We start from the raw sequence: 12,178 nt of genomic DNA on the forward strand, positions 1-12,178 counted from the left end.
CGCGTGGAGCGGCGCCGCCGCCGTCGCCGCGCCGCCCCCGCCGTCGCCGCCGCGGCGGCCGCGATCGCGGTGCTCGGGGGCACGGTCCTCGCCGACGTCCTCGCCGATCCGGGACCGGCCGCCGGGCGGGCCGCCCGCCCGTCCGGTTCCGCCACCGGTGCGGACGCGTCGCGCCGGGTGAGCGCCGCGGACGGGAACGCGTGCCTGGACGCCGCCACCGACGGATGGGCGACGGCGCGGGAAGGCGGCATGTCGATCGACATCCCCGGCGGCGGGACCGCGGCGGCCGTGGACGGCGGCGCCGACGGGCTCGTGCTCGCGGTGATGCGACGCGCGCCCGGGGAAAGGGAGTGCCGCCGGGAGGGCTTCCTGCCGCGCTCGACCGCCGCGATGCGCTGGACGACGGGCGACGGCGCGGTCGCGTGGGTGGGCACCACCGTCCCGGCCGCCCGGTCCTTCCTGGTGGAGCACGCCGGCGGCGCCCTGGAGTTCGAGTGCGGGAGTCGCGACCGCGCGGCCGAGGCGAACTGCCACCGGTGGTCGGCGGGAGGCCGGGAAGCCCTGATGTTCGCCACGCGCCCGCGCCCGGCGCCCTCCGGTGAGCGCGGCGAGCCCCGTCCGGGCGTGGTCCGGGCCCTTGACGAGAACGGCCGGGTGGTCGATTCGATGACCTTCGCGCCCTGAGCCGATGACCTTCGTGCCCTGAGCCGGTGCCTCCCCCGCCTGGGGGAGGGCGCGTCACCCGGCGTTTCCCACGCGACCGGTGTCAAGCTACCGGCGGGTCATTGGATAGGGTCGGAGGCGGGGAGACCCCCGGGGAGATCCCTGCACCGACCGTAACCGTCCTGGACGACGCGCCGGGCGATTGACGTACGAGGAGAGCCGTTCCGTGACCATCCGAGTAGGCATCAACGGGTTCGGCCGGATCGGCCGTAACTTCTTCCGCGCCGTGAAGGCCAGCGGGGCCGACATCGAGATCGTGGCGGTCAACGACCTGACCGACAACGCCACGCTCGCCCACCTGCTGAAGTACGACAGCATCCTCGGCCGTTTCCCCGAGGACGTGCACGCCACGGCCGACGAGATCGTCGTCGGCGGCAAGACGATCAAGGCGTTCGCCGAGCGCGACCCCGCCAACATCAAGTGGGGCGACGTCGACGTCGTGGTCGAGTCCACCGGTTTCTTCACCGACGCCACCAAGGCCAAGGTGCACGCCGACAACGGCGCGAAGAAGGTCATCATCTCGGCGCCCGCCAAGAACGAGGACCTCACCGTCGTGCTGGGCGTGAACGAGGACAAGTACGACCCGGCGGCCCACACCGTCATCTCGAACGCGTCCTGCACCACCAACTGCCTGGCCCCGCTGGCGAAGGTCCTGCACGACAACTTCGTCATCGAGAAGGGCCTGATGACGACGATCCACGCCTACACGCAGGACCAGAACCTGCAGGACGCGCCGCACAAGGACCTGCGCCGCGCCCGCGCCGCCGCGCTGAACGTCGTCCCGACCTCCACCGGCGCCGCCAAGGCGATCGGCCTGGTGCTGCCGGAGCTGAACGGCAAGCTGGACGGCTACGCGCTGCGCGTCCCGGTGCCGACCGGCTCGGCCACCGACCTCACCGCGAAGGTGTCCCGCGACACGACCGTCGAAGAGGTCAACGCCGCGTTCAAGGCCGCCGCCGAGGGCCCGCTCAAGGGCTACCTGACCTACACCGAGGACCCGATCGTCTCGGCCGACATCGTCACCGACCCGGCGTCCTGCATCTTCGACGCCGGCCTGACGAAGATCATCGGCGACCAGGTCAAGGTCGTCGGCTGGTACGACAACGAGTGGGGCTACTCCAACCGCCTCGTCGACCTCGTCAAGCTCGTCGGCGCGCAGCTCTGACACGCGTCTCCGAGCCCGTCTTTCCCGCCGTGGCCGCGCGACGCGCGCGGCCACGGCGGGGCCGTATCCGGAAGGACACCGCATCCCGATGCGCACCATTGACGATCTCGACGTCGACGGACGGCGCGTGCTCGTCCGCGCGGACCTGAACGTCCCGCTGGAGGACGGGAAGATCACCGACGACGGGCGGATCCGGGCGGCGCTGCCGACGATCATGCGGCTGCGGTCCCGCGGCGCCCGCGTCGTCGTCTGCGCCCACCTCGGCCGCCCGAAGGGCGAGGTCAAGCCCGAGTTCTCGCTGCGCCCCGTCGCGATCCGGCTCGGCGAGCTGCTCGGCACCCGCGTCGTGTTCGCCGACGACGTCGTCGGCCCGTCCGCCCACGCCGCCGTGGGCGGCCTCGGCGAAGGCGACGTCGCGCTGCTGGAGAACCTGCGCTTCGAGCCCGGCGAGACCAGCAAGGACGACGCCGAGCGCGGCGCGTTCGCCGGCAGGCTCGCCGCCCTCGCCGACTGCTACGTCGGCGACGGGTTCGGCGCCGTGCACCGCAGGCACGCCAGCGTCTTCGACGTCCCGGCGCGGCTCCCGCACGCCGCCGGCGAGCTGATCGACGCCGAGGTCTCCGTGCTGCGCCGGCTCACCGAGGACGTCGCCCGGCCGTACGCGGTCGTCCTCGGCGGCTCCAAGGTCTCCGACAAGCTCGGCGTGATCGACAACCTCCTCGGCAAGGCCGACCGCATCCTCATCGGCGGCGGCATGGTGTTCACCTTCCTCAAGGCGCAGGGCCACGAGGTCGGCCGGAGCCTCCTCGAGGAGGACCAGCTCGACACCGTCCGCGAGTACCTGCGGCGCGCCGAGGCGAACGGCGTGGAGTTCGTCCTGCCGGTGGACGTCGTCGCCGCGACCGCGTTCGCCGCGGACGCCGACCACGACGTCGTCCCCGCCGACGCGATCCCCGCCGACCGGCTCGGCCTCGACATCGGTCCCGAGTCCGGCAAGCTGTTCGCGTCCCGGCTGGAGGGCGCCGGGACGGTCTTCTGGAACGGCCCCATGGGCGTGTTCGAGATGGAGCCCTACGCGCACGGCACCCGCGCCGTCGCCCAGGGCCTCCTCGACTCCGGCGCGTTCACCGTGGTCGGCGGCGGCGACTCCGCCGCGGCCGTCCGGCGGCTCGGCTTCGACGAGAACGCCTTCTCCCACATCTCGACCGGCGGCGGCGCGAGCCTCGAGTACCTCGAGGGCAAGACGCTCCCCGGCCTGCAGGCACTGGAGGACTGACCCCGATGGCAGCCGCACCTTCCCGTAAGCCGCTCATGGCGGGCAACTGGAAGATGAACAACAACCACCTCGAGGCGATCGCGCTCGTCCAGAAGATGGCGTTCGCGCTCAAGGAGGCCGACTACGACGCCGTCGACGTCGCGGTCGTTCCGCCGTTCACCGCCATCCGGTCGGTGCAGACCCTCGTCGACGCCGACAAGCTCGGGATCGCCTACGGGGCCCAGGACGTGTCGCAGCACGCGTCCGGCGCCTACACCGGGGAGATCTCCGGGGCGATGCTGGCCAAGCTCGGCTGCACCTACGCGGTCGTCGGGCACTCCGAGCGGCGGCAGTACCACCACGAGGACGACGCGATCGTCAACGCCAAGGTCAAGGCGGCGCTGGCCGCCGAGCTCACGCCGATCCTGTGCGTGGGGGAGGGCCTGGACGTCCGCAAGGCGGGCGAGCACGTCGCGCACGTCCTCGCGCAGGTCGACGGGGGCCTGGAGAAGATCCCCGCCGAGCAGGCCGAGAAGGTCGTGATCGCCTACGAGCCGGTCTGGGCGATCGGCACGGGCGAGGTCGCCACCCCGCGGGACGCGCAGGAGGTCTGCGCCGCGATCCGCGCCCGGCTCGCGGAGCTGTACGACGGGGACCTCGCCGGCAAGGTGCGCATCCTGTACGGCGGCTCGGTGAAGGGAAGCAACGTCGCCAAGCTCATGCAGGAGGCCGACGTGGACGGCGCGCTGGTGGGAGGTGCCAGCCTGGACCCCGGTGAATTCGTCAAGATCTGCCGGTACCGGGACCTTCCGGCCTGATCAAAAGTGATCAATTCCTCGTGACATGGGGGTTCTTGCCGAACCAGCGGGTAGTTCGTCGTACCCTTTCAGGCGGACGGGTAAACCGCCCGGCTCGACCCCCGACCTTGAACGCAGACACGTCCCGCTCACGCGGGTCCGGCCAGAGAAGGCGCTTGAACCGTGATCATCGCAACGTCCGCCGTGCTCATCCTCTCGAGCCTCCTGATGATCGTCCTCGTCCTGATGCACAAGGGCAAGGGCGGCGGCCTGTCCGACATGTTCGGCGGCGGCATCTCGTCGTCCCTCGGCGGGTCGTCGGTGGTCGAACGCAACCTGGACCGGCTGACCGTCGGCGTCGGGGTGATCTGGTTCGCCTCGATCATCGTGCTGGCGCTGCTGTTCAAGGGCGACGCGGGCTGAGCCGCCTGATCCACCGTACGAGCGCCGTGCCGTCCTCCCGAGGTCACGGGCGGCCACGGCAGAGTGAACGAGGAGTAGTCCGTGGGTAGTGGCAACGCGATTCGGGGCAGCCGCGTCGGGGCCGGTCCGATGGGAGAGGCGGAGCGCGGCGACGCCGCCCCCCGCGTCTGGGTGACCTTCTACTGTGCGAACCGGCACGAGACCCGCCCCAGCTTCGCGACCGACGTCGCGGTCCCCGAGACGTGGGACTGCCCGCGGTGCGGGTTCCCGGCCGGGCAGGACGCGGACAACCCGCCGGCGCCGCCGAAGACCGAGCCGTACAAGACGCACCTCGCCTACGTGAAGGAGCGTCGCAGCGACGAGGACGGCGAGGCCATCCTCGAGGAGGCGCTCGCGAAGCTCCGGGAGAAGCGCGCCGCGGTCAAGCAGCACATGGAGGCCGCGGCCCGCGGCTGACGCGGTTCCGCAGCGCGGCCCGGCACCCGAGCGGGTGCCGGGCCGCGGCGCGTCCGGACGCTCAGCAGTCGGGGGCGCACAGCCTGCGGGCCATCGCCTCCCCGAAGATCCGCAGGACGTCCGAGGGCCGGTGCGCCGTGTAGACGCTGCCGCGCGTGGCGTCCGCGAGCCTCTCCAGCTCGTCCGTGTCGACCTCCGGCCCGAACCCGACCACGACGATCTGCACCGGCCGCCGCGGGTCGTTCCCGTCGCGCAGCCGGTCGATGGTCTCGTCCAGGGACGGCCCGTCGGGATCGTCGTTGCGGCCGTCGGTGTACACCAGCACGGTGTTGATCATCTCGGGCTTGTAGGTGCGGCGCATGAACTCCATGGCCGCCAGCAGCGTGTCGTAGAGGCCCGTGTCGCCGTCCGGTTTCGGCCGCAGCGCCGTGAGCGTGCCGAGTATCCGCTGCCGCCGCGTCGCCGACCCGATCCGCTCCCCGAGCGGCCCGATCGGCACGGTCTCGCGCCAGTCGCGCCGCCCGTCCATCCGCGTCGAGAAGATCCACTGGCCCAGCTCCGTGCCGTCCGGCTGCAGCGTCAGTCCCTGCTGGGCCGCCTGCGCGATCGCCTGCAGCCGCGTCAGGTCCGTGCCCGGCACCTTCGCGGCCATCGACCCCGACACGTCGATCAACGACAGCATCCGCGACCCCAGCGCGAGCCGCGCCCACGCCTGCACGACGTCCCGCACCTCCTGCGGCGTCGGCGCGGCCAGCTCCGCGGGCCGCTGCGCCCGCACGCCCGCGGTGCTCCGGAAGTCCGGCGGCGGCGCGCCCCCCGTGTCGCGGAAGCCCAGCGCCCGCAGCGCGTCCCGCGCCTCCGGCGTGCGCAGCGCCCCCTCGAACAGCCGTGCGGCCTCGTCCCGTTCCGGATCGACGAGCACGAACGGGTAGTCGAGCGACAGCGTGCCCTCCCGCGGGTACACCGCCTCCGCGGGCGCTTCCGGGCCCGTCCGGTTGTACGCCCACACGCTTTGCTCCGGTGCGAGCAGCACGGGAAGCACGCTCTCCCCGCCCCCCGCGAGGTACTCGAACACTCCGCGCGCGTCCGGCGCCATGTTCTCCTGCGCCGCCCGCGCGAACGTCGCGAACGACGCCTCCGCCTTGTGCAGACGTGCGTGCACGAGCAGCAGCGCGGTCAGCCCGGCGCCCGTCCGGGCGGGGTCGGCCAGGGTCAGCCGGGTCGACCGCGCGTCCCCCGGCCCGGGCATCGACGCCTGGAGCACCCCGTCCCACGTCGGCGCGGTGACGTCCCCGGCCCGCCGCCGCGGCACCGCCGCCACCAGCGGCGACCGCGCGACCGGCCCCCCGACCGTCTCCGGCGGATCGTCGAGCGTCCGGAGCCACAGCGACGAGTCCGGCACCCACACGTCCGGCCGGCGGACCCCCGCGTCCGGCGGGATGCGGCCCGACAGCAGCGCCGCCACCCCCGCCGGACCGGCGGCGCGCACCGCGACGCGCACACACCTGCCGCCGACGCGGCGCTCCCGCCCGTTGAAGTCGTCGGCGGCCCGCGTCACGGCCGGCACCAGCTCCGGCGCCACCGCCACGTCCAGCCCGACCGCGCTCCCGCCGCACCCGCCGCCCGCCGACACGGCGTACACGGCCGTCCCCGCCGCCACCGCGAGGGCCGCCCCCGCGACGACCAGCGCCTGCCGCACCCGGCGGGCACGGCCGCCACGCGGACCCCCCGCACGATGAGCTCCGCTCACGTTCACCCTCGATCCCCGGACGGCCACGCTGCCGCCTGTGCCTCGGGCGGACATTCTGCGGACGCGCGCCGCGCGCCGCATCGGCGAAATCACCGGCCTCGCGCCCGTCCGTCCCGCCGGACCGGCCACGGGGCGCGCTCCCGCACGGACCCGCGGACTCCGCCGCCCGCCGTCCATCGCCCCGCCCGCTTCGCCGCGCATCGGCGAACCTCCCCGCCGCTCGACGGCGGCCTGCCGAGCCCGCGCGGCGGCGATGCCGCTCCATGCGCCGCGTCCCCGCCGCGTCACGCCGCGATGCTCGTCTCGCGGCCCCCGGGATGCTCGAAGCGGCGTCCGAATATTCTTCGGAGGCGTGGGCCTTCGGGCGCGGAACCGCGTGCGAGGGTTCGGCATCGGAGAGCGGAACGAGGGGTGCGACATGGACGCGGTCGACCAGGCGATCCTGCGGCGCTTGCAGCGGGACGGACGGCAGACGAACCGGGAGCTCGCCGAGGCGGTGGGGGTCGCGCCGTCGACGGCGCTGGAGCGGACGCGGGCGCTGCGCGCGCGGGGCGTCGTCACCGGGGTGCACGCGGCCGTCGACCTGGAGCGGCTCGGACGGGGCGTGCAGGCGCTCATCTCGATCCGGATCCGGCCGCAGTCGCGGGAGGCGATCGAATCCGCGCGGGACGGCATGGCGGCGATGCCCGAGGCCGTCGGGGTGTTCGTCGTGACCGGGAACGAGGACCTGCTCGTCCACGTGGCGGTGCCCAGCACCGCGTACCTGCGCGACTTCGTGCTCGACCGGCTGGCGCGGCGCAAGGAGTTCGTGGACGTGCGCACCACGGTCGTCTACGACTACGTCCAGCCGGTCGAGCAGTCCGAACTTCCGGCGGCGGACGAGCGCGCCCGCCGAACACCGTATGCGTGACCTCGGGCGCGGCCGCGCTCGGCCGAAGGAACAACGGGTGAGACCATTGCAACCGAACTTACGAATGGTCGAACCGCAAAAGGGCCGCATGTTCTCCTAGCTTCGGCCCCATGTACCGATGGAGTGACACATCCGGGACGCTGCTGGTGCTGGCGGCGGGCGTCCTGTGGGGGACGGTGGGACCGGCCCGGGTGCTGGCGGAGACGGACGCGAGCCCGGTCGCGGTCGGGGGAGCCCGGATCCTCTTCGGCGGGGCGATCCTCGCCGCGCTGGTCCTGGTGAGGGACCGCGGCTCGTTCGCGATCCGGCGGGACGCGTGGCGGCCGCTGATCGCCGCCGCCGCGGCCACCGGGACGTTCCAGGCGGCGTTCTTCGGCGCGGTGGACCGCACCGGCGCGGCCGTCGCGACGGCCGTGGTGTTCGGGCTGGTTCCGGTGTCGACGGGCGTGTGCGAGCGGCTGGTGCTGGGCGTCCGCCCCGGGCGCGGATGGTGGGCCGGGACGGTGTGCGCGGTGGGCGGCGTCGCGGTGCTGATGGCGCCGCAGGCCGCGGTGCGCGTCGACCCGGTGGGCATCGCGCTGAGCCTGGTGGCGGGATGCTGCTTCGGCGTCTACACGGTCGCCGCCAAGCGGATGACCGGGCGCGGCGCCGGCATGGCGGCGGCCGTGTCGGTGACCCTCCTGGCCGGCGGCGCGGTCCTGGCGCCCTGGACGATCGCCGCCCTGCCGGCGCTCGCGGAGCCGCGCGCGGCGTGGCTCGTCGGCTGGCTGGGCATCGCGGCGACCGCGGTCGCCTACATGTGCTTCGTGACCGGATTGGGACGGGTCAGCGCCGCGACCGCGGGGACGCTGAGCCTCGTGGAGCCGCTGGTCGCGGTCGTCCTCGCGGTGCTCGTGCTGGGCGAACCCATGTCCGGCGCGGTGATCGCCGGGACGGCGCTGCTGCTCGGCGGGCTCGCCGCCGTGTCCGTACCGGCGCCGCGACGGCGGGCCGATCGGTATGATGACGTCTACGCGACTGGCGCAGTCAAGGTGGAGACGACCACCGGGGAGCGACCGTAGTCCGCGCACCGCGCGCCTGGGTGTTCGGGCCCCCTTCACCGGGGCGCCCGCCGCCCCGGCCGACAGCGCGGAGAGCGACATGCACGAACCCCGAGTACCCCACCTGCGGGGCGGCGACCCCGACATCGCCCGGCTCGTCGAGGACGAGGCGCGCCGCCAGTTCGAGAAGGTCCGGCTGATCGCGTCCGAGAACTACGTCTCGCCCGCGGTGCTCGAGGCGACCGGGTCCGTCCTGACGAACAAGTACTCCGAGGGCTATGCGGGCCGCCGCTACTACGAGGGCCAGCAGAACGTCGACCCGCTGGAGGAACTGGCGATCGACCGGGCGAAGACCCTGTTCGGCGTCGAGCACGCGAACGTCCAGCCGTACTCCGGGTCGCCCGCGAACCTGGCCGTGTACATGGCGTTCCTGCGGCCGGGCGACACCGTGATGGGCCTGTCGCTGCCGATGGGCGGCCACCTGACGCACGGCTGGTCGGTGTCGGCGACCGGCGCCTGGTTCCGGCCCGTCCGGTACGAGGTGCGCGCCGACACCGGGCGGGTCGACATGGACCAGGTGCGCGACCTCGCCCTGAAGGAGCGCCCGAAGCTGATCTGGTGCGGCGGGACGGCCGTGCCCCGGACGATCGACTTCCCGGCGTTCGCGGAGATCGCGCGGGAGGCCGGCGCGGTGCTCGCGGCGGACGTCGCGCACATCGCGGGGCTGATCGCGGGCGGTGCGCACCCGTCGCCGGCCGGGCACGCCGACGTGATCACCACGACCACGCACAAGACGCTGCGGGGCCCGCGCGGCGCGATGATCATGTCGACGGCCGAGCACGCGAAGGCGATCGACAAGGCCGTCTTCCCGGGGCTGCAGGGCGGCCCGCACAACCACACGACGGCGGCGATCGCGGTCGCGCTGCGGGAGGCGGCGCAGCCGGACTTCGGGGCGTACGCCCGGCGGATCGTCGCGAACGCGAAGGCGCTCGCCGCGGCGCTGGTCGAGCGCGGGTACGACCTGGTCTCGGGCGGCACCGACAACCATCTGATCCTGATCGACCTGACGAACAAGGGCGTCGCGGGCAAGCCCGCCGCGAAGGCCCTCGACCGGGCGGGCATCGAGCTGAACCACAACGCCGTCCCGTTCGACCCGCGCAAGCCGTTCGACCCGTCGGGGCTGCGCCTCGGCACCGCCGCGATCACCACGCGCGGCCTCACCGAGGAGCGGATGCCGCAGATCGCGGCGTGGCTCGACGAGGTCGTCCAGGCCGTGGCGAAGGGCGACGAGGACGCGGTCGCCGAGCGGGTCGCGGCCGAGATCCGCGAGCTGCTCGCCGGTTACCCGATGCCCGGCTGGGCGCCCGCGGGCTGACCCGCCCGCAGGACCGTGATCATGCGCCAGGCTTCGGGGGCGGTGAGGGCGACCGCGTCCGCGCCGTCCCCGAAGTCGCCGTACCGCGCCGCGGTCGTGAGGCCGCCCGCGAGGCGGATCGCGGCGTCGAGCTCCCCGGCCGTCCAGAACCGGTAGGGCACGACGTCGCGGACGGTGCGGGCGCCGTCCGGCCCGTCGATCGTGATCGTGACGCGGTCGTCGGCGATCTGGGTGACCGGGTCGAGCCGGTCGCCGGGCTCGCCCCACCGGACGGACGCGCGCACACCGCCGCGCTCGACCGTCCAGGCGGTGCCGACGCTCGGCTCGTCGTCGCCCAGCCGGTCCCGGGGGTGCGACATCTCGACGATGTACAGGCCGCCGGGCGCCAGGTGGGCGGCGACGCGGCGGAAGTGCGCGACGAACGCGTCGAGCGTCATCAGGTGCGACGTCGAGTCGAGCATGGTGACGATCAGGTCGAACCGGCGGTGCAGGTCGAACGCGGTCATGTCGTCCCGGACGACCTCGAGTTCGACGCCGTCCCGCGCGGCCGACTCCGCCGCGTACGCGCACATCGCGGCGTTCAGGTCGAGCGCGGTCGCGGCGAGGCCGCGCCGGGCGAACTCCCGGGAGTGCTCGGCGGGCCCGGCGGCGAGCTCCAGGACCGTCCGGACGGGCGGGGCGCCAGGCGCGCGGTGCCGTGCGCACCACGCCAGCAGCACGTCGGTCTCCGCGGGCACGTCGCGGAAGGAGCACGCCAGCTCGTAGGCCCAGGGGTCGTCGTAGATGCCGGTCACCCCGCCATCCTGCCAGCGCGGGTCCCTGCCGCCGCCGACAGGTCGGCACCGCGTCACGGTTCCATATTCCGGACGGGTCTTGAGCGGCCCGCGCCGACCGCCTACCGTGCGGTACGTGATCGACCCCGTGAGCGGTGAGCACGTTGACGACCATCTGCGGCGCGAACCGTTCGCGTCACGGCTGCCCCTGCTGTCGCCCGGCGCGCTCGCCGACGAGCAGCGGGCCGTGTACGAGGCGGTGACGGGCGGGCCGCGCTCCGGCCGGGCGCCCGCGTTCCGCATGACCGACGAGCACGGGCGGCTGCTCGGCCCCTTCAACGCGATGCTGTACAGCCCGTCGGTCGGGCTGCCCCTCCAGGACCTCGGCGCCGCGCTGCGGTTCCGCACCGCGTTCACCAGACGCGAGCGGGAGATCGCGACGCTGGTCGTCGCGGCGCACCTGCGCTCGGACTTCGAGTGGTACGCGCACGAGCGGATCGGGCTGTGCGCGGGCCTGGAGCAGGAGGAGATGGACGCCCTGCGCGCGGGGCGCGCGCCGATGCTCGGCGACGTCCGGGAGCGGGTGGTGTACGAGGCGGCCCGGCAGCTCGCCGCCGAGCAGGACGTGTCGGACGCGGTGTACGCCGAGGCGGTCGCGACGCTCGGCCGGTCCGCGATGGTCGAGCTGGTGACGCTCGTCGGGTACTACACGGCGCTGGCGATGCAGCTGCGCGTGTTCCGGGTCGGGGTGCCGGAGGGGGAGCCCGCGCCGGAGTGGCCGCAGGACGGGGACGGGCATGCGTGAGCTGCTGCGCACCGAGCGGCTGGCGCTGCGCCCGGTCAGCATGCGCGACCACCGGCCGCTGCTGGCGCACTGGACGCGCCCGCCGGTCCGCCGCCACGTGTTCGGCGACGCGGCGGTGTCGGCCGTGCAGGTCACCGAGATCATCGCGGCGAGCCGCCGGGACTTCGCCGCCCACGGTTACGGGCTGTGGACGCTGCGGCCCGCGCGGCGGGCGGACGAGCCGCTGATCGGCGTCGCCGGGCTGACCGGACGGGACGGGCCGGGCGCGGGCGTCGAGATCGTCTACAGCCTGGAGCCGGAGCGGTGGGGCGAGGGCCTGGCCGCGGAGGCGTCCCGCGCGGTGCTCGACTACGCGTTCGGGGTGGTGGGCCTGCGCCGGGTCGCCGCCGAGATCGATCCGGACAGCGCGGTGTCGGTGCGGGTCGCCGAGCGGCTCGGGATGCGCCCGGTGCCGGACGGCGCGGCCGGGCCGGACGGCGCGTCGTTCTACGCGGCCGACCGGGCCGGCTGGACCGCCGCGCGGATCCCGGCGGACGGCGTGGACGCCGTCCGCCCGGTCACGCCGGCGGTGACGTCGGCGGGGTGAGGCCGTCCAGGCCGGCGCGCCCCGCCGTCCGGACGCAGGTCGCCGACCTGCGCGAGAACGGTCATGCCGGCGAACCAGGAAAAGACCGAGCCGGCCGGTGAGAGCCGTTCGGAAGCCGGA

12 protein-coding genes, 1 pseudogene and 1 riboswitch are annotated in these 12,178 nt (G+C 74.2%); of the genes and pseudogenes, 11 read left to right on the forward strand and 2 right to left on the reverse strand.

Annotation, left to right across the window (positions count from 1 at the left end):
• From ACFQ11_RS08545 to ACFQ11_RS08570, 6 genes are all read left to right on the forward strand, one after another.
• On the forward strand, window positions 1-684 hold a 684-nt coding region (locus ACFQ11_RS08545), incomplete at its 5' end, for a hypothetical protein (protein ID WP_378297441.1).
• 205 nt (window positions 685-889) lie between these two features.
• Window positions 890-1,888 (forward strand): type I glyceraldehyde-3-phosphate dehydrogenase, encoded by a 999-nt coding sequence (gene gap / locus ACFQ11_RS08550; protein WP_378297442.1) that lies wholly within the window; start codon window positions 890-892, stop codon window positions 1,886-1,888.
• Between the two features lie 88 nt (window positions 1,889-1,976).
• On the forward strand, window positions 1,977-3,164 hold the full coding sequence (locus ACFQ11_RS08555) for a phosphoglycerate kinase (RefSeq protein ID WP_378297443.1): 1,188 nt from the start codon (window positions 1,977-1,979) through the stop codon (window positions 3,162-3,164).
• A gap of 5 nt (window positions 3,165-3,169) precedes the next feature.
• On the forward strand, window positions 3,170-3,961 hold the full coding sequence (gene tpiA, locus ACFQ11_RS08560) for a triose-phosphate isomerase (protein WP_378297444.1): 792 nt from the start codon (window positions 3,170-3,172) through the stop codon (window positions 3,959-3,961).
• Between the two features lie 162 nt (window positions 3,962-4,123).
• Entirely contained in the window at window positions 4,124-4,363 is a 240-nt protein-coding gene (secG, locus tag ACFQ11_RS08565; protein ID WP_378297445.1) for a preprotein translocase subunit SecG, read from the forward strand.
• A gap of 81 nt (window positions 4,364-4,444) precedes the next feature.
• Entirely contained in the window at window positions 4,445-4,819 is a 375-nt protein-coding gene (locus ACFQ11_RS08570; protein ID WP_084551273.1) for an RNA polymerase-binding protein RbpA, read from the forward strand.
• Window positions 4,820-4,880: 61 nt separating this feature from the next.
• Here the strand turns inward: ACFQ11_RS08570 and ACFQ11_RS08575 are convergent, their stop codons facing one another.
• Window positions 4,881-6,518 (reverse strand): substrate-binding and VWA domain-containing protein, encoded by a 1,638-nt coding sequence (locus tag ACFQ11_RS08575; protein WP_378297446.1) that lies wholly within the window; start codon window positions 6,516-6,518, stop codon window positions 4,881-4,883.
• Between the two features lie 469 nt (window positions 6,519-6,987).
• Here ACFQ11_RS08575 and ACFQ11_RS08580 point away from each other — a divergent pair, with 469 nt between their 5' ends.
• The 3 genes and pseudogenes from ACFQ11_RS08580 (at window position 6,988) to ACFQ11_RS08590 (ending at window position 9,894) form a co-directional block, all read left to right on the forward strand.
• Window positions 6,988-7,479 (forward strand): Lrp/AsnC family transcriptional regulator, encoded by a 492-nt coding sequence (locus ACFQ11_RS08580; RefSeq protein ID WP_378297447.1) that lies wholly within the window; start codon window positions 6,988-6,990, stop codon window positions 7,477-7,479.
• 110 nt (window positions 7,480-7,589) lie between these two features.
• Window positions 7,590-8,387: pseudogene (locus tag ACFQ11_RS08585) on the forward strand (DMT family transporter); the annotation flags it as partial.
• Between the two features lie 95 nt (window positions 8,388-8,482).
• Window positions 8,483-8,569, forward strand: a riboswitch (ZMP/ZTP riboswitch).
• Window positions 8,570-8,619: 50 nt separating this feature from the next.
• Window positions 8,620-9,894, forward strand: coding sequence for a serine hydroxymethyltransferase (locus ACFQ11_RS08590; protein WP_378297448.1), 1,275 nt, complete (start codon window positions 8,620-8,622; stop codon window positions 9,892-9,894).
• Here ACFQ11_RS08590 and ACFQ11_RS08595 read toward each other — a convergent pair.
• Window positions 9,861-10,688: a class I SAM-dependent methyltransferase gene (locus ACFQ11_RS08595; protein WP_378297449.1), complete on the reverse strand. Its 828-nt coding sequence runs from the start codon at window positions 10,686-10,688 to the stop codon at window positions 9,861-9,863. The two genes, ACFQ11_RS08590 and ACFQ11_RS08595, sit on opposite strands and share 34 nt — an antisense overlap.
• Before the next feature lie 115 nt (window positions 10,689-10,803).
• On the opposite strand from ACFQ11_RS08595, the gene ACFQ11_RS08600 reads away from it, so the two are divergent.
• Window positions 10,804-11,472 (forward strand): carboxymuconolactone decarboxylase family protein, encoded by a 669-nt coding sequence (locus tag ACFQ11_RS08600; protein ID WP_378297450.1) that lies wholly within the window; start codon window positions 10,804-10,806, stop codon window positions 11,470-11,472.
• A complete protein-coding gene (locus ACFQ11_RS08605) occupies window positions 11,465-12,058 on the forward strand; it encodes a GNAT family N-acetyltransferase (RefSeq protein WP_378297451.1) in 594 nt (197 codons plus the stop codon). Before ACFQ11_RS08600 ends, ACFQ11_RS08605 begins: the two co-directional genes overlap by 8 nt.
• The last annotated feature ends 120 nt before the right edge of the window (window positions 12,059-12,178 follow it).

The organism is Actinomadura sediminis (genome assembly GCF_042675525.1).
GTDB lineage: Bacteria > Actinomycetota > Actinomycetes > Streptosporangiales > Streptosporangiaceae > Spirillospora > Spirillospora sediminis.

Excerpts from the sequence above, each read along its gene's own strand:
- ACFQ11_RS08555 (WP_378297443.1), top strand. The coding sequence starts at position 1,977 with ATGCGCACCATTGACGATCTCGACGTCGACGGACGGCGCGTGCTCGTC.
- ACFQ11_RS08580 (WP_378297447.1), top strand. The coding sequence starts at position 6,988 with ATGGACGCGGTCGACCAGGCGATCCTGCGGCGCTTGCAGCGGGACGGA.
- ACFQ11_RS08605 (WP_378297451.1), top strand. The coding sequence starts at position 11,465 with ATGCGTGAGCTGCTGCGCACCGAGCGGCTGGCGCTGCGCCCGGTCAGC.
- ACFQ11_RS08590 (WP_378297448.1), top strand. The coding sequence starts at position 8,620 with ATGCACGAACCCCGAGTACCCCACCTGCGGGGCGGCGACCCCGACATC.
- tpiA (WP_378297444.1), top strand. The coding sequence starts at position 3,170 with ATGGCAGCCGCACCTTCCCGTAAGCCGCTCATGGCGGGCAACTGGAAG.